Below are 17,273 nucleotides of genomic sequence, written 5' to 3'. Positions count from 1 at the left end.
TCCAAACCGGTTGTCACCATCCCTTACGCCTGCCGGCGAGCCGAAGGTCATGCCTGAGATGACGCAGCCCCGCATTCTCCTGATCGGAACGGGAGACACCAAGGCCGACGAACTGCTGTTCATGAGCGAGTGCATCGCCCGCGCCGGTGGCCGAACCATCATGATGGACATCAGCGTGCTCGGCGATCCGCCGTACCAGGCGGCACATGACAAGCACGCGGTGGCGGCCGCCGCACAGACCACGATCGAGGCGATCGCATCGAGCGGCGACGAGAATTCCGCGATGTCACTGATGGCGGTTGGCGCCGCCAATCTGGCGCGCGCGCTCGCGGAGCGCGATACCATCGACGGCGTGATCGCGATCGGTGGCACGATGGGCACCGACCTTGCGCTCGACGTCGCGCAGGCGCTGCCGCTCGGCCTGCCGAAGCTGATCGTCTCGACCGTCGCCTTCTCACATCTGATCCCGCCCGAGCGCGTCGCCGCCGATCTGATGATGATCCTATGGGCCGGCGGTCTCTACGGCCTCAACGGCACCTGCACCGCCGTGCTGTCGCAAGCCTGCGGCGCGATCGTCGGCGCCGCCAGAAGCGCAATCAGGCCGCGCAAAGACCGGCCGGTCGTTGCGATCACCTCGCTCGGCAAGAGCTGCCTACGCTATATGGTCGAGCTCAAGCCGCAGCTCGAGCGGCGCGGCTACGAGGTGGTCGTCTTCCACACCACCGGCATGGGCGGCCGCGCGATGGAATCGATCGCCGCGCAAGGCGGCTTTGCCGCGGTGCTGGACCTCAGCCTGCAGGAGGTCGCCAACCAGCTCACCGGCTCGGTGGTCAATTCCGGCGCTGACAGGCTGGAGAATGCGGGCAGAGCCGGCATTCCACAGATCGTCGCGCCGGGGGCGATCGACATGGTCGACTTCCCGGCATGGCTTGGGGTTCCGAGCGAGCTGTCGGATCGTCCATTCCACGCGCATAACCGGCTGCTTGCGTCGGCAACGTCGGGATCCACCGATCGCCAACGGATCGCCCGCGCGATTGCCGGGAAACTGTCCCAGGCCAACGCTCCCGTTGCCTTCGTGCTGCCCGCCGGCGGCATCCAGCAATGGGATCGCGAAGGCGAAGCGTTGCACGATCCTGACGCTCTCGCCGCCTTCGTCGACGCCATGCGATCGGCGATCAAGGCGCCGGTCGAGCTGCACGAGATCACGGATCACATCAACAGCGCCGCATTCAACGAAACGGTGCTCGGCGTCTTCGACCGATGGGTCGCTGCCGGCATTGTTCCTCGCGGCCGCACCACGGTTGCCGCATGAGGAGGCCGCTTGCCCAGGCGCTGGTGCTCGACTTCGGCGGGGTAATCTCGAAGACATTGTTCGAGACCCACGACCTGACCGAGCGCACGCTCGGACTCGCCCCCTGCACACTGAAATGGCTCGGACCGTTCGCGCCCGACAGCGATCCGCTTTGGACGAGCATGCAGCTCGGCGAGATTTCGGAACGCGACTACTGGCTGACCCGCAGCCGCGAGGTCGGGCGCTTGGTCGGCGAGGACTGGCGCGACATGGAGACCTTCGTGAAACGCGCGCGCGGCGCCGATCCCGACACCGTGATCCGCCCTGAGGCAGCGCGCGCGATCACCCTCGCCGCCGATGCCGGGTTCCGGCTCGCTATCCTCTCGAACGAGCTCGACCTGTTTTACGGCACCGATTTCCGCAGCCGCCTCTCCATCCTCAAGCGCTTCGATACCATCGTCGATGCCACGCATACCGGCATCCTGAAGCCCGACCCCCGCGCTTATCAAAGCGTGCTGGACGAACTGGCGCTGGAGGCAGACAATTGCGTCTTCGTCGACGACCAGCGCCGCAACATCGCAGGCGCCGCCGCATGCAACATGCGCACGGTGCTGTTCGATGTGCGCAATCCTGCCGCGTCCTACAGCGAGGCGCTGCGGCATTTCGGGCTGCAGTTCGACTAAAGCGCTTTCGAGCGAAGCGGGTACCGGTTCGCGTGAAGAAAACGCGTCAAGACCAGAATCTGGAGCTCGGTCCCGATTCCATCGGAACGAAAAAGGCTCCAACCGGACAGGGAACGATCATGCGCGACAGAAACTTCCTGGTTGAGAACAACGCCAAGCCGATCTGGCACCCGATGGCTCATCCCGCCGAGATGCGGGCGCAGCCGCCGCGGATCGTGATGAAGGGCGAAGGCGTCGAAGTCACCGATATCGACGGCAAGACCGTGATCGATGCGGTCGGTGGATTGTGGAATGTCAATCTCGGCTACAGCTGCGATCCGATCAAGCAGGCGATCGCGGACCAGCTCAGCGCGCTGCCGTATTATTCGGGCTTCCGCGGCACCTCATCCGGCCCCTCGATCGAGCTCGCCTACGAGCTCACCGAATGGTTCAAGCCGGAAGGCATGGTGCGCGCTTTCTTCACCTCGGGCGGATCGGACTCAGTCGAGACCGCGCTACGGCTCGCGCGGCAATACTGGAAGATCAAGGGCCAGGCTGATCGCACCAAGTTCCTGGCGTTGAAGAAGGGCTATCACGGCACCCATTTCGGCGGTGCCTCCGTCAACGGCAACGCCAATTTCCGCCGCAACTACGAGCCGATGCTGCCCGGCGTGTTCCATATCCCCGCGCCGTCGACCTATCGCAATCCCTTCAACGAGACCGATCCCGCAAAACTCGCGCAGCTGTGCGGGGCGACGATGGAAGAGGAGATCGCGTTCCAGGGCGCCGACACCATCGCGGCCCTCATCATGGAGCCGGTGCTCGGGGCCGGCGGCGTGATCGTGCCGCCGGACAGCTTCATGAAGCTGGCCCGTGAGATCTGCAACCGTCACGGCATCCTGATGATCGCGGACGAGGTCGTCACCGGTTTCGGGCGCACCGGCGCATGGTCGGGTTCGCGGCTCTGGGGCGTGAAACCCGACATGATGACGATGGCTAAGGCGATCACCTCGGGCTATTTCCCACTCGGCGCGACGCTGATCGGCGAGCAGGTTGCGGAAGCTTTCGAGGCCGACACGACCACGTTCGGCTCGATCGGCCACGGCTACACCTATTCCGGCCATCCGGTCGGCTGCGCCGCGGGCCTTGCGGCGCTCGCCGAGACCCGCCGCCTCAAGCTGGACGAGAATGCCGCCGCACGCGGCGAGGACCTTGCGCGGGCACTTGCCGCGCTCAAGGCGAAGCACGCGCTGGTCGGCGACGTCAGAGGCAAGGGTTTGATGGCCGCACTCGAGCTGGTCGCCGATCGCGACAGCAAGAAGGCCGCCGACAAGAAGACGATGGCGAAGGTCGCCGATGCGGCCTACGAGGCCGGGGTGATGCTGCGCGTCTCCGGCAACAACCTGATCCTGTCCCCGCCCCTGATCCTGACGTCGGCCGACGTGCGGCGGATCGCCGAAGGAATCGACGCCGGCCTCTCAGCGGCCGGTTGACAGCACGCTGACGCAAGCCATGGCGCGCTCAAACAGCGCGCCATCCGCCTTGTCGCGGTCGAGGCAATCGGCCAGCGACGCGGCCGACATACTCTGGTCGGTGCAGAAGATGCGCATGAAATCGGCCGCCAGCGCGACCTTGCGCGGCTCGGATTGGCGCTCCCAATCGTTGCTGCTCAGATAGAGCAAGGACGCATCGTCAACGCTGCTTTCAGCCGCCACGCCACGCGCGACCGGTCCGGTCGCCAATAGCGCCAGCAGCGCGCCGGCCACCGCTCCGATGCGATGCGCGCGGCCGCTCATTTCGTCTCCCTGGCATTCACCATCGGCGGCACGTCGAGCGCGGGATTGCGATCGAAGAAGTTGAACGGACGCAGCCGGAAGCCATGCCACAGGCCGGGCATAACCGGCCAATCCTCGGCGCGCGGCACGTGGCGGAAGCCGACCGTGTACCACAGCACGAGGTCGCGGTCCTCGATCGGCCGCTTCGCCGCCGTCCATTTCGGCAGGCCGTCGACCTCGGGGTTTCCGTTCGGATACATGCCCGCGGCGTAGCGCTCGTCCTTGGCGTAGGCCGAGGTCCATAGCGTGTAGGCGCTGAAACCCGCGCGCAGCTGGATCGGATCGTCCTTGGCGAGCAGCGAGACGTCGGAGTGACCGGGCATCAGCTGATAGCTCGTGCGATAGCCGCGGCTGTTGGTCTTGCCTGTGCTCTCGATCCTGAACTGTGCCGCGTTCAGCGGCATGGTGATCGGCCCTTCGGTCGCAACCGGCCTGGTGTCGACCTGCCAGAGGCTCTTGCGCTGACCCTGCTCCAGCCTGCGGACATTGAAGCGATCCTCGACCAGCCGGTTCGAGGTGCCGTCGACGTCCATGTCGATCCGGAACGTCATGTAGTGATCGTGATTGACCGCGAGCAGCCGTTCGTCGACCAGCGTCCCAAAGGCGGTATCTTGCGCCGCCGTCGGGTCGCTCAGTGTCTTGCTCGCGACGCCCTTGGTCGCATCGATGCCGTAGGCACCGAGCCGCACATCGATATTGCCGGCACGGTCGAACACGTAGTCCACCAGATAGTCGTAATTGCCGACCACCGGCGCCATCCGCACCACCAGCTCGTTGTTCGGCCGCACCTCGGCGGTGTTGTTGATCAGCTCGCTGTGGCGCCAGATCGGATCGCCGGTCGGGCGCTCGAAGATGCAGACCGCGCCCTTGGAAACGACCGGCGCACCCTTGGTATCCGAGATCGTCAGGTCGAGATAATGCGCGCCTTCGGGACAATCCGCGCCGCGCTGCAATTCGCTGGAGAGCACGCCAAAGCCATACTCACCGATGTCCATATAGGCGCGGAACGACCAGGTCGGCGCCGGATCCATATAGGGCACGAACATCTCGCTCGCCGAAATCTGGTAGGCGATGTCGCGAAGCGTGCCGTGGTCGTCGTAGCGGATCAGCGACAGCACGGCGCCGACGCGCGGCTCGAGACGGACATGGAACAACCAGTTGTCCCAGTGGACCTGGCCGCCCTCCACCTTCACGTTGCTGCCTTCAGGCGCGGTGATTTCGATCGGCTTCGGTGGCTTGCGATATGTTCCGGAGTCGGCATAGGCGTGCGAGGGCGTCTGCGGCGGTGGCGGCACCACGCCGAGATCGGTCACCGACAGCACCGTTTTGCTCTTGAGATCGACCTGAGCGAACAGGTTCTCGATCGGCTTGCCCCAGAGATTGTTGGCGGCGCCCGTGGTGTCGACACAGGGAACGTTGAGCAGGCGGCGGCCTTTCAGGACCGGGTCGCTCACCGGACCGACCGTCAGCGGCAGACACATGACGTTGCGGAAATCGGTGATGCCGCGCTTGGCCATCGCGGCGATCCAGCGCGGGTCCTGCTTCGGCAGGTCGCCGGCGGAGATCAGCTCATCGATGGTCAGCGCAGCCTCGTGATCCCTGACTTCCTGCCAGCCGAGCAGGCTGCGCGCGGCGAGATCGACATGGGCCTCGTAGAGATGCGCGCCGCTCAGCAGCGTCGCGCTGGCCCGCCGCGTGAAGGGCTGTCCGGGCTTCCACGCCCGTACCTCGTCCTTGGGATCCTCCTCGACCGACATCGAGACGACCCGCGCCGAATCGTCGAGCTTGCCGGCGCCGCGCAGGATATCGGAGACCGAGCGGATTTCGTCGGTGGTGAGCCCGTCCATCGGGTGCGTTGCGGCCGCTTGCGGCCACATCCGCCGCTCGGCCTGCGCCGGCAGCGGCGCCGCCAATGTCGCGACCATCAGACCGGCCACTGCCCACACGCCATGCCGGGATATCAGAGCCATTCCGCCCTCCACTCAAGCCAGAACTGTCAGAATACAAGCAACGGTGGCGACGTGAAGGCCCGCTTCTTCATCCGGTAACCTGTTCCGACGCCGCCGGCAGGATCGCGGCGGCGGCCGGGCGTGGCGCGGCGCGGTGTACATCGAGCAGCCGCACGCCGAAGCGATCGCGCAAAGCCGGCCAGAGGCCGCGCGGCGCCACGATCATCACCACGACGGCGATGATGCCGAGCCCCACCAGATACCAGCCGCCGGACAGGCCGAGTGGGCCGGTCATCAGCTCACGCAGGCCGAAGAAGATGATGACGCCGAGGATAGGGCCTTCCAGGGTTCCGATACCGCCGATGATCACGATGAACATCATGTAGACGGACCAGTTGACGTCGAAGGCCGCCAGCGGCGCGATGAACAGATTGCCCATGAAGCTGAGCGCGCCGGCTAGCCCGCATCCCGCCGCCGAGAGCACGAAGGCGACGAAACGATTGTGCCGGACGTCAACGCCGACGCTCATCGCGGCAAGATCATTGTCGCGCACGCTCATCAGCCCGAGCCCGAAGCTCGACGTCATCATCCTGTACAGCGCCGCGATGGTCACGAGCGTCAGGCCGCCGGCGAGCCAGAACATCGTCGGCTCGAACCAGTCGAAATCGATCAGCTTGCTGGTCGCGAGCGGCACGCCCGACGTGCCGCCGACGGCCTGCGACTTCATCGTAAACGCGCCGATGATCTCGGCGAACACCCAGATCGCAATCGAGAAATAGGCGTCGCGAAGCCGAAACAGCGGAAAGGCGATGATCGCTGCAACGGCGCCCGCCACCAGCGGCGCGACCGGCAGCACCCAGATCGGCGTAACCTCGAGCCAGCCCGAGGTCAGGAACAGCGCATAAGCGCCGAAGGCGATGAAGACCTGGTGGCCAAGCGAGACCAGCCCGGCATAACCCGCCAGCAGGTTCCACATCTGCGCCATCGTCAGCAAGAGTAGGCACTCGGTCGCGAGCCGCAGGAATCCCTCGTTCAGCACGAAGGGCGCGCCGGCAATCACCGCGACGAGCACGATGGCAGAGGCCGCAAGAATGGTACGTGTCGGCATCGGCATCACACCCTGCTCGACACGAGACCCGACGGGCGGATCAGCAGCATGATGAAGAACAGGAGGTGCGCATAGAGCAGCCCGGCATTCGGATCGATTTTCAGCCCGATCAATTGCGCCATGCCGAGCGCGATGCCGCCGAGCAGCGCGCCCCAGAACGAGCCGAGCCCGCCCAGCACCACGACCTCGAACGCGATCAGGAGCCGCTCGGCACCCGAGAACGGCGTGAAGCTCGAGCGCACCGCCAGCAGCACGCCGCCGATCGCGCCGAGCGCGAGCGACAGGCCCATGACATAGTTATAGACCCGGTCCGGCTTGACGCCGGACAGCCGAACGATATCGCGGCGGTCGGCGGTGGCGCGCACGATCCGGCCGAACTCGGTATGACGCAACACGAGCTGCAGCGCCATGAACAGCAGCGCGGCCAGCACCAGTGTCAGCAGCGGCATGATGCCGATATTGAGGCCCGCGATCTCGAGGCTGGCGCGCGAGAGCTCGCCGACCTGGAGGCTGCGCACGTCGGCGCCGAACACCTCGACCATCACGTTACGCAGAATGACAGAAACGCCGAAGGTCAGCAGCAGCGGCGATAGCGGATCGGGCGAGGTCACCACCCGGTTGACGATGGCGGCCTGGTAGAGCCATCCGACCGCAAAGGACAGCGCGATCACTGGGATCAGCATCAAGAGGGGCGAGACCTGCGGAAACAGGTTGGCCAGCAGCACGGCGCAGAACGCGCTCAGCACCATGAACTCGCCATGGGCGATATTGACGACGCGCATCACGCCGAACACCAGCGCGAGCCCGATGCCGAGCAGCCCATAGAGCCCGCCGAGCAGAGCCCCGTTGATCAATGTCTCAACCCAGATCATGTCGTGCCAATCCTGGCTAGTTACCGAAATAGGCGTGCGTTAGCTGCTCCGGCTGCAACCCTTGCGCCGGGCCGGTCAGCGACACCCGCCCCTTCAACAGGCAATAGATCCGCTCCGAGGTCGCGAGCGCACGCTTGACGTCCTGCTCGACCAGCACGACCGCGGTGCCCTCGCGGCGGATGTCGGCAAAGGAGCGGTAGATCTGCTCGACTACGACCGGCGCGAGCCCGAGCGAGATCTCGTCGCACAGCAGGAGCCGCGGGTTCGACATCAGCGCGCGGCCGATCGCCGCCATTTGTTGCTGGCCGCCGGAGAGCTGGCCGGGAAACATCCGCCGCCGCTCCTCGAGGATCGGGAACAGGTCGAACACCCGCCGCAGGGTCCAGCTGCCTTTGCGCCGATTGACGCTGCCCATCAAGAGGTTCTCCTCGATCGTCAGCGAGTCGAACAGCAGGCGGCCCTCGGGCACCATGATGAGGCCGAGCCGCGACACATCTTCGGCCGGCATCTGCGAGATATCGATGCCGTCGAACTGCACGGCCCCGCGCCGCTCCTCGTTGAGACCGACCAGCGCCTTCAGGAACGTCGACTTGCCGGCGCCGTTGGCGCCGACCAGCGCCACCGCCTCGCCGTCCGCGACGGTGAAGTTCATGTCGAACACGGCTTGCAGGTCGCCGTAGAAGATTTGCAGGCCGTTCACATTAAGCAACGCCATCGGCCTTCAATCCCATGTAGATCTCGCGCACCACGGCGCTGTCCATGACCTCGGCCGGCGGTCCCTCCAGCACCTTGCGGCCGAAGTCGAGCACCAGGATGCGATCCGACACCGCGCGCAGCGCGTGCGGAATGTGCTCGATCCAGATCGTGGCATGGTCGGCCTTCACCGACTGGATGATGGCAACGAGGCGCTCGACCTCGGGCTCCGTGAGACCGGCCGCGATCTCGTCGAGCAGGATCAGTTTCGGCTTCGAGGCCAGCGCCTTGGCGAATTCCAGCCGCTTGCGGTCGATCAGCGGCAATGCGCCGGCGAGCTTGTCCGCCTTGGCGTCGAGCCCGGTGCGCTGCAGCACCTCCATGGTCCAGCTCGATGCCGCCTCGCCGGTGAGGCCGGCGCCGTAGGATGCCGCGACCAGCGCGTTCTCATAGACCGACAGATGCGGGAACGGCTGCGGAATCTGGAACGCTCGCCCGAGCCCCATCCGCGCCCGGCGGTGCGGCGGCAGGCCTGATATCTCCCTGTCGTCGAGCATGATCGAGCCGCCGTCGGCCGTGAGCAGGCCGACGATCAGGTTGAGCAGCGAACTCTTGCCGGCGCCGTTCGGGCCGATCACGCCGAGGCACTCGCCGCGCGCCAGCGCGAAGCTGACATTGTCGGCGACCACGATCTCGCCGAAGCGCTTGGACAGCCCGCTGACGCGCAGAAGCGGTGCCATCTCAGGCCAGCTTGGAGAGCAGCTGGAGATCGGCCTGCTTCGGGATGAACGGTGCCGTTCCGTTGTGCACGATCAGGAGCTCGTATTTCGACTTGCCGCCCTTGGCCTTGCGCCATTGCCCGCCCGACAGCGAGGTCACCGCGACGTTCTTGATCGGGCTGTCCTTGAACTTGACCCGGCCGACCACGGTCTCCATGTCGAGGCCGGCGATCGCATCTCGCAATGAGTTCTTGTCCTTGGGATCGCTGTTCTGCAACGCCGCGAGCCCGACCTCCCACAGCGCATGGGCGTAGCCGATCGGCTGGGTCCACTGCTTGCCTGTCGTCTTCTCCCACTCCGCGGCGAGCTCGCCAGCGCTCTGCCCGGTCAGCGAGGACTTGAACGGATAGGCCGGCGTCCACCACACCTCGGTCGACATGCCGTCGCCGCGATCGCCGAGCGCATTCACCGCAGCCGGGAACAGGAAGGCCGCCGCCACCGTGCAGATCTGCGGCTTGAAACCGGCCTGCGCCGCCTGATTCCACAGCGTCACCCAGTGATTGCTGAAGGTGAAGCCGGAGACGATGTCGACGCCGTTGTTCTTGAACAGCGCGATCTGGTTGGTGAAGTCGTCGGTCGCGATCTGGAATTTGCCGGCCGAGAACTCCTGATAGCCCGCTCCCGAGATGCCCGCCGGCAGGCCGAGCTTCGGATCGGAGAACGCCTGGCCCGGCGGGTTGTCGATGTAGAGCGTGCCGACCTTCTTGTTGGTGTCGACCGACTGCCACATGCCCAAGAAATTTTTCGCAACGTCGTCGGCGCCCCAGAAGAAATGGTAGCTGTAGGGAAAACCCTTGTCCGGCGTCGACTTGCGCGGGAACATCCAGCCCTGCCACGGCACCATGGTCGAGATGGTGGGAATGCCGCGGGCGTCGGCGAGCTCCTGCACCGGCGGCTGGGCGTCGCCGTCCTCGATCAGGATCAGGTCGCACTTCTCACGCAGCACCAGCTCGCTCGCGATCACCGACGAGCGGTTCGGATCGGATTGATTGTCCTTGAACACCAGCTCGACCTGATAGGTCTTGCCGCCGATCTTCAGACCATCCTTCAGCCGCGCCTTGATGCGCTCATGGATCCAGGGATCGGGCTCGGCGAACTGCGCGCGGACGCCGGAGAGGCAGCCGACCCAGCCGATCTTGATGGTGTTGCCGGCAGCCCGCGCGACATTGACCAGCGGCACGTTCATCGCCGATGCCAGACCGGTGGCACCGGCCGCTTTCAAGAGCGTGCGCCGATTGAGCCGGCCGGATGCCGTATTGTTCTTTGTCTCAGTCATGTCCCTCTCCCTCCACAACCAATGAAAATGCCTGACCGCGGCTCACGCAGCAGATCGCTGGATCGCCGCACGGCTCACCGCGGCGAATTTGCACAAGGTGTTTTCGATGATCTGGCGCGGGATGCCGCGCACGATGAAGACGAGCCGCGAGCGCCGGTCCGCCGACGGCCAGCCGGCAAGCGCGATCGGCGGATGGAACACGTGCTGCACGCCGTGCACCACCATGGGCGCGTCGGGCTGCCCGGCGACATGCACGATCGCCTTGAAGCGCAGCAGGTCCTCGCCTCTAAGCGCCGCGACATAATCGAGCCAGCGCGCGAACGCCTCCCGCTGGATCGGCTCGTCGATGATCAGGCTGTAGGACGATACGCCGGTGTCGTGCGCGTGGTGACTGTGGTGGCTGCACGCCTCGCCGTCGCAATGGTGATCCCCGTGATGGTGCGGCGTGTTCGCCGCCTGCGCTGCCAGATCGAACCAGCGCACCACATCAGCGGAGCGCGCCGCCGGATCGAACAGCCCGGCATCGAGGACTTTTGCCGGATCGACGATCCCGTTCCGCACGTGTGAGCGCGTTGCGACCGGATTGATCGCCGCAAGCTGCGCATCGAGCCGCGCCAGTGCATCATCGGCGGCAAGGTCGGTCTTGGTCACGAGCAGCCGGTCGGCGACGGCGATCTGCCTGACGGCTTCGCTGTGCGCCGCAAGAGTGTGCGTACCATTAACCGCATCGACGGTCGCGACCACGCCGTCGATCCGGTAGCGGCCGACGATATCGGACGCCGTCATCAGCGTGTGCAGCACGGGCACGGGATCGGCGAGCCCGGTGGTCTCGACCAGCACCCGGTGGAATGGCGGGATCGTGCCGTCAGCGCGGCGCGATGCGAGGTCGGCCAGCGTCTCGATCAGGTCCTCGCGCACCGAGCAGCAGATGCAGCCATTGTCGAGCAGCGCCAGGCGGTCCTCGCTGCTCTCGACCAAAAGGTGATCCAACGCCACCTCGCCGAACTCGTTGATGATGGCGACGACGCCATTGAGCTCTGGCTGGCGCAGCAAATGGTTCAGCACCGTGGTCTTGCCGCTGCCGAGGAAACCGGTCAGCACCGTGACCGGGATCTGATCCGCCGTGCCCATCACGAGCCCCGCTCGTAAACCTTGCGGCCCTCGAAGAAGGTCAGCTCGACCCGCGTATCGGCCAGTTGATCCGGCGGGATGTCGAAGATCATCTGGTCGAGCACGATGAGGTCGGCGGATTTGCCGACCTCGATCGAGCCGATCGACTGGCCGAGGCCGGCCGCGCGCGCGGCGTCGATTGTGTAGATGTCGATCACGGTTTTGAGGTCGAGCGCCTGCTCCGCCCACAGCGACTTGCCCGGAAAATCTCCGGTCGGATTCTGCCGCGTCACCATGCCCTCGATGCCCTGCCAGGGGTCGGGGATCGGGATCACCGGCCAGTCCGAGCCGCCGGCCATCAGTGCGCCGGCTTCCTTCAAATCCTTGTTCGGCCAGAAGCGCTGCGCGCGCTCCTCGCCCATCGCGGCCTTGTGCGCCTCGAGGAAGATGGTCGGATACCAGATGATCGGCGACAGGTCGGCGGCGACGCCGAGCTCGGCGAAGCGCTTGACATCGTCGGGCGCGATATAGCTCGCATGCGCGATCTGATGGATCAGATGGGTCGGGCCGTTGAAGCTGCGCACGACATCGATGGCGTCGAGCGCCTGCGTCACCGCGGCGTCGCCCGCGCAATGGATCTTCGCGGCAAGGCCGAGCTTCTCGCAGCGCCCGAGCCAACGGATCAGGTCCGGCACGGTCAGCATGGTGGAGCCGCGGAAGCAGCAGCCGCGCACCGGGTCGGCCACATACGGCTCGTGGAAGGCCGCGGTCTTGGCGCCCGGCACGCCGTCGAGGAACACCTTGACATAATCGGGCTTCACATGCGCACCGCGGTAATCCTCGCGCAGCGCGAACAGCTCCTCGCCAGCCTTGCCGAACATGAAGCCCGGCTCGACCACCGGCATCGCGCACACCGCCCAGGCGGTCAGCTCGCCGCGGTCGTCGAGCCCCTTCAGCGCCGCCATGATCGGCTGCATGCTGGCAGCGTCGATGAAGGCGGTGACGCCATAGGCGTTCAGCACCGAGATCGAGCGCGCCACCGCCGCGCGGTCCATCTCGGCCGTGTAGTGGCCGGAGGCCGCGAGCGCCCGCTCGACCAGGCCGGAGGCGGCCTCGATCATGATACCGGTCAGCGTTCCGGTCTTGAGGTCGCGGCCGATTTCGCCGTCGGTCGGATCAGCCGTGTCGGCCGCAACGCCGGCCAGCCGCAGCGCCGCCGAGCTCGCCCAGCGATTATGATAGGTGTCGTCGCGCAATACGACGGGATGCCCGAGGCAGGCAGCGTCCAGCAGCGCGCAGGACTCCGCGGTGTTCATCTCGTTCAGGAGATTATTGCCGAACTGCCCGCCGACGATCCAAGCGCCCGGCGCAGCCGCTGACGCGGCCTTGTGCAGGGTTTCGGCGATCCTTGGAATGCTGTCGGCGTTGGAGAAGCGCAGCTCGTAAAGATCGGCCTGTCCACCCATCATGATGTGATTGTGGATGTCGACGATCCCCGGCATCGCCATGCGTCCGCCGAGATCGACGGTCGCCGTTTCCTCGCCGATGAGCGCCGCGACGTCGCGTTCCTCGCCCACCGCGATGAACCGGCCGGCCTTGACGGCTGCGCAGCTTGCCCAGGGCTGCCCGCGGTTCGACGTGTAGATCCGGCCGTTGCGGAAGACCGTGTCGGCGAATGTCCTGTTCATACAGATCAAACTTCTCGATTGGGAAAGCCTGGAGCGATCAGCCTCTCACCGTGCGGTGCACAAGGCTGAACCGCGCACGACGCCGGCATGATGGCCAAACGTTCGGCATGTCGGCATTTGGAACAATCCACCGTCCGGTGGATGCTCCGCCGCTTCCCCGCGAGCGCAGGGCTATTGCGTATTGCCTGCCTCCGCAGGGGCGCACTGCCAAAACATCGAAAACAACCCCGTGCACAGTAGCCGGCGGCGTGCCGGCACTCGACATGGCGACTTGACATGTCGGGCAAATCAGCGTTACTATTCTATTATTCCGAAACCGCGCGACGCGCCTCAGAACCCTAGCGCCAGTCCGTCCTAGCGGTGGTCCGAAGCGCCGAACAGGACGCCGCGGGCGTGGTCGATGCGGATCGCCTGACAGCCGCCGATCGGCTCCTCCGAGAACCGCGCATCGTGGCCGCGGGCGCGAAGGTCGTCGCGTATCCCGGGAGAAACGGTCGTCTCCAGCGACAGCGCGCCGTCGAAGGCAAAGGAGCGCGGCGCCTCGGCCGCGGCCTGGATGTTCATCTTCATGTCGAAGATGTTCGACAGCAGATTGGCGTGGCCCGCGGCCTGGTAATGCCCGCCCATCACGCCGAACGACATCACGGTCTTGCCGTCCTTGCGCAGCAGGCCCGGAATGATCGTATGCATCGGCCGCTTGCGCGGCCCGAGCGAATTGAGATGTCCCGGTTTGGCGCGAAAAACTCCAGCCGCGGTTGTGCAGCAGGATGCCCGATTTCGGGGCGTAGATGCCGCTGCCGAACGGATAGAACAGCGAGTTGATCAGCGATACGGCGTTGAGATCGCGGTCGACCACCGTGACATAGCCGGTGTCGCGATGCTCGATATCGTCCCAGGCCACGGGCGCGGATGAGCGGCCCATGTCGATCTTGCCACGGATTCTCCCGATATAGTCGTCGGCAAGGAATGCGGCCGGATCGACCTTGCTGGTGGCGGGATCGCAAAAGAAGGCGTCGCGCGCGCGGTAGGCCGCCTTGGTGGCTTCAGCCAGCAGATGGATGCGATCGGCCTCTCCGAGCTTGCCGACATCGAAGCCTGCAAGCGTCCGCAGGATCATCAGTGCGGCCAGGCCCTGCCCGTTCGGCGGGCACTCGACCACGTCGTGGTCGTGGTAGCGCGCCGAGATCGGGTGCACATAGTCGGAGGCTTGGGCGGCGAAATCGTCGGTGCTGTGGGCGCCGCCCAGGGCACGCAAGATAGCCACCATCTCGTCGGCAGCCTCGCCCGTGTAGAACGCGTTGCGTCCGTGCTGCGCGATCCGGCGAAGGGTGCGGCCGAGCGCGGGTTGCGTACGGATGTCGCCGACCTCAGGCGCCTTGCCGCCGGGCAGGAACTGCGCCGCCGCATTGCCGTCGATCTCGATCCGGGCCCGGAAGCGGCGCCAGTCCTCCGCGACGCGGGGCGTCACGCAAAAGCCCCGCTCGGCAGCCGCGATCGCCGGTCGGAAGATCTCCTCCAGGGACCTGCTGCCATGATCGGCGACCAGCCGGCACCACGCATCGATCGCGCCGGGCACGGTGACGGCCTCGGGCGCGGTCGGCGGAATGTCGCGCGCGCCGCTCGCGGCAAATTTCTCGGCATCGGTTGCGGCCGGCGTGCGGCCCGAGCCGTTCAGCGCGATCGGCTCGCCGGCGTCAGGCGAATACAGCGCGAAGCAGTCGCCGCCGATCCCGGTCATCTGCGGCTCGACGACGCCCTGCACCGCGACCGCCGCCACCGCGGCATCGACGGCATTGCCGCCGGCCTTCAGCATCTCGACCGCGGCCAGCGTCGCCTGCGGGTGCGAGGTCGCGGCCATGCCACGCTCCGCAACCGCCACCGAACGGCCGATGGCCATGAAATCGCGCATGTCGTTTCCTTCAATGTTGTGAGCGGCCGCCGCTCGCCACATTGTCGAAAACGACACCGGTCCTCGCGGAGGACTCTCGTTTGGCCACCGGGCAGGCAGCAATCCACCCAACGGTGGATCGGTGAATACGGACGAGGGTTGTCACACCTCTCGGACGCGGCGGATTGATCCGGCGGCAACCGGGCAAAACCTGTCAAACCTGCGCGTGAGGAATTCTTTCGGCCTATCTGAATAGTTGCGTGCTCGGCGGCAATTCTGTGGTGGGTAACTGGTTGCCAAGCCCGGAGCGCGATGGCACGCTGCCACGATCAATTTAGCTCATGTCGATTGCCAATGCCGATGTCATCTCTCAGAGAGCTTCATGGCGCCAGGCGAAGTCGGTTCGGTTGGGGGGCTGGTTGGTTACGCATTGCCTCGTCTCTGGTCTCACTGTCATGCTGCGCCGTCGTTCACGACGTGCGTGCGGCGTCGCCCAATGAGGAGTCGAGCCGACCCGTGACGGCGTCCGAACCGTCGGCTCAATCCGATGCCGACGGAGGTGTCTTGCCGGACGCGGACCGAGCGTCGCCCGAGGCTCCGTCGACGACGCCAGGCGAGAAGCAACCTGAGCAGGTATCCACGGCCAACGTTGCCGGCTCGTTCAAGGTCGCCCCGGACAATATTGATACAGTTCTGGTCCTGGACGAATGCTTTGTTGCCGAGGCGTGCATCGACCGGTTCCTTGGCGCGCTCTACACGCGAGCGCCGAAGACCGACTGGATCGTCGTGTACGAAAAAAAGGACGTGATCATCAAACGGAAGCGCAAGCTGATCACGGTCACGCGCAGCATCCCGAAGCGGGTCGAAAATGACTTCGGATGGAAGGACCCCAGGGCGGCAGAAAGAGCCCGCATGCCTCTGATGGATTACGTGATCGGAGGGATGGATCGAGCCTTCAAGCAAAAGCTGTTCTATATGCTCCACGCAGCGGAGCAGGCCGGACTGGCACCCGGGATCACAAGCGGATTTCGCGATGACTACCGCCAATCGATTGCAAGCGGGCTGAAGGCCGCAAATGACAAGTCCTATCACGGCGGCAGCTCGCGTGGAGGCTATGGTCACGGGCTCGCCGCAGACGTCGTCAGCATGAATGGCGGGAGCAAGGAGGAGCGTGCAACCGAGACCAAGCGATTATGGAAATGGATCGACGAGCACGAAAAGCAGTTCGGAGTCGGACGTCCATACTTGAATGGAGACCCAGCGCATCTCGCACCGGTCGATGGTCGGGAGTATGCTGCTCATCGTACGGTATCAAGGCACACAAAGCTGGCCGGCAAGCGACATACCCGAATCGCAGCATCTTCCAGACATGGCGTGACGACGCGCGCAAAGTCAAAGGCAGCGTCGAGGGCCGCGACGACGAAACTCAGCTCGCGCCTCTGATTGGCCTACCCCTCCTGCGCTTCGTGCGCTCCGGCGCGCCCCAGCTCAGGGGGTGAGCTGGGGCTGACGGCGGCTTCGGAGGCCGTAGCGGCCAGCCTCCGTCCATGACGTTACGCCTCTCCCCGGACTCTCATCTACCAGGACCCGCGATTGCTGCGCCGCGCTACTACTTCTGCGCTGTGGAGCTTGCTTGCCGCTGAATCTGTTACTCGGGGCTAGTCCAGAATGGCAATTGCCGCGTGCGCTTGTCGATCTATCATGTCCCCAGTCGTGCGGATTGGCCGACATTTTGCCCACACCCGACCATGCACCTCGCGCGATCAGGGATCGCCGCTTCGGCCCACGGAGCGACGGTCCCGCCCAATTCCGGAAACGACAGATCAGTTCGACGGGCAACTCAGCAAATCCTGTCAATCCTTCACGCGAAGAATATTTCGCTTTGTCAGAAGCGCCACTCGATCACCCGCATGCGCATGCGCGGGTGATGACACCGAAGAAGGGTGCGCAGTAGCGGTGCGTTGTCTCGCGCGAGAAGCATCCTCATCGTCGTCCCGGCGCAGGCCGGGACCCATAACCACTGAAGATGATTGTTGTGCGACGCTGGGGCCACGGCTTTCCTCACCAACCCAGTCCTGTGGTTATGGGTCCCGGCCTTCGCCGGGATGACACGTGGAGGGAG

The 17,273-nt window shown here is 65.4% G+C and carries 13 protein-coding genes and 1 pseudogene; 4 read left to right on the top strand and 10 right to left on the bottom strand.

The window, feature by feature from the left end; all coding sequences use genetic code 11:
• The first annotated feature begins 49 nt into the window (after positions 1-49).
• The 3 genes from ACZBJS_RS19430 to ACZBJS_RS19420 all read left to right on the top strand — a co-directional run bounded on the left by ACZBJS_RS19430 (position 50) and on the right by ACZBJS_RS19420 (position 3,446).
• Positions 50-1,312 carry a Tm-1-like ATP-binding domain-containing protein gene (locus ACZBJS_RS19430; protein WP_076826172.1) on the top strand — a complete coding sequence of 421 codons (1,263 nt, stop codon included), beginning with the start codon at positions 50-52 and terminating at the stop codon, positions 1,310-1,312.
• Positions 1,309-1,974, top strand: a complete 666-nt coding sequence (locus tag ACZBJS_RS19425; protein WP_076826170.1) for an HAD family hydrolase — start codon at positions 1,309-1,311, stop codon at positions 1,972-1,974. Before ACZBJS_RS19430 ends, ACZBJS_RS19425 begins: the two co-directional genes overlap by 4 nt.
• 119 nt (positions 1,975-2,093) lie before the next feature.
• Positions 2,094-3,446 (top strand): aminotransferase class III-fold pyridoxal phosphate-dependent enzyme, encoded by a 1,353-nt coding sequence (locus ACZBJS_RS19420; RefSeq protein WP_076826168.1) that lies wholly within the window; start codon positions 2,094-2,096, stop codon positions 3,444-3,446.
• Here the strand turns inward: ACZBJS_RS19420 and ACZBJS_RS19415 are convergent.
• The 10 genes and pseudogenes from ACZBJS_RS19415 to ACZBJS_RS19370 form a co-directional block, all read right to left on the bottom strand.
• On the bottom strand, positions 3,432-3,749 hold the full coding sequence (locus ACZBJS_RS19415; RefSeq protein WP_076826167.1) for a hypothetical protein: 318 nt from the start codon (positions 3,747-3,749) through the stop codon (positions 3,432-3,434). The two genes, ACZBJS_RS19420 and ACZBJS_RS19415, sit on opposite strands and share 15 nt — an antisense overlap.
• Positions 3,746-5,758 carry a copper amine oxidase gene (locus ACZBJS_RS19410; RefSeq protein ID WP_083714929.1) on the bottom strand — a complete coding sequence of 671 codons (2,013 nt, stop codon included), beginning with the start codon at positions 5,756-5,758 and terminating at the stop codon, positions 3,746-3,748. Before ACZBJS_RS19410 ends, ACZBJS_RS19415 begins: the two co-directional genes overlap by 4 nt.
• 67 nt (positions 5,759-5,825) lie before the next feature.
• On the bottom strand, positions 5,826-6,845 hold the full coding sequence (locus ACZBJS_RS19405; protein ID WP_076826677.1) for a branched-chain amino acid ABC transporter permease: 1,020 nt from the start codon (positions 6,843-6,845) through the stop codon (positions 5,826-5,828).
• Positions 6,846-6,850: 5 nt separating this feature from the next.
• Positions 6,851-7,717, bottom strand: coding sequence for a branched-chain amino acid ABC transporter permease (locus ACZBJS_RS19400; RefSeq protein ID WP_057017060.1), 867 nt, complete (start codon positions 7,715-7,717; stop codon positions 6,851-6,853).
• A 16-nt stretch (positions 7,718-7,733) separates the two neighbouring features.
• The gene (locus ACZBJS_RS19395) at positions 7,734-8,432 is read right to left on the bottom strand and encodes an ABC transporter ATP-binding protein (protein WP_076826162.1); all 699 of its coding nucleotides are present in this window, start codon (positions 8,430-8,432) and stop codon (positions 7,734-7,736) included.
• Complete coding sequence (locus ACZBJS_RS19390) at positions 8,419-9,150, bottom strand: ABC transporter ATP-binding protein (protein WP_076826160.1); 732 nt, start codon at positions 9,148-9,150, stop codon at positions 8,419-8,421. Before ACZBJS_RS19390 ends, ACZBJS_RS19395 begins: the two co-directional genes overlap by 14 nt.
• Before the next feature lies 1 nt (position 9,151).
• Positions 9,152-10,465, bottom strand: a complete 1,314-nt coding sequence (locus ACZBJS_RS19385; protein WP_310884971.1) for an ABC transporter substrate-binding protein — start codon at positions 10,463-10,465, stop codon at positions 9,152-9,154.
• A 42-nt stretch (positions 10,466-10,507) separates the two neighbouring features.
• The gene (locus ACZBJS_RS19380; RefSeq protein WP_076826157.1) at positions 10,508-11,596 is read right to left on the bottom strand and encodes a CobW family GTP-binding protein; all 1,089 of its coding nucleotides are present in this window, start codon (positions 11,594-11,596) and stop codon (positions 10,508-10,510) included.
• Complete coding sequence (locus tag ACZBJS_RS19375; RefSeq protein WP_076826155.1) at positions 11,596-13,263, bottom strand: amidohydrolase; 1,668 nt, start codon at positions 13,261-13,263, stop codon at positions 11,596-11,598. Before ACZBJS_RS19375 ends, ACZBJS_RS19380 begins: the two co-directional genes overlap by 1 nt.
• Before the next feature lie 354 nt (positions 13,264-13,617).
• A pseudogene (locus ACZBJS_RS19370) lies at positions 13,618-15,172 on the bottom strand (gamma-glutamyltransferase family protein).
• A gap of 495 nt (positions 15,173-15,667) precedes the next feature.
• On the opposite strand from ACZBJS_RS19370, the gene ACZBJS_RS19365 reads away from it, so the two are divergent.
• The gene (locus ACZBJS_RS19365) at positions 15,668-16,594 is read left to right on the top strand and encodes a D-alanyl-D-alanine carboxypeptidase family protein (RefSeq protein WP_244558722.1); all 927 of its coding nucleotides are present in this window, start codon (positions 15,668-15,670) and stop codon (positions 16,592-16,594) included.
• Positions 16,595-17,273: the final 679 nt, after the last annotated feature.

Source organism: Bradyrhizobium sp. KZN70725, assembly GCF_055264925.1.
This window is presented reverse-complemented; position numbering and strand designations above follow the sequence as displayed.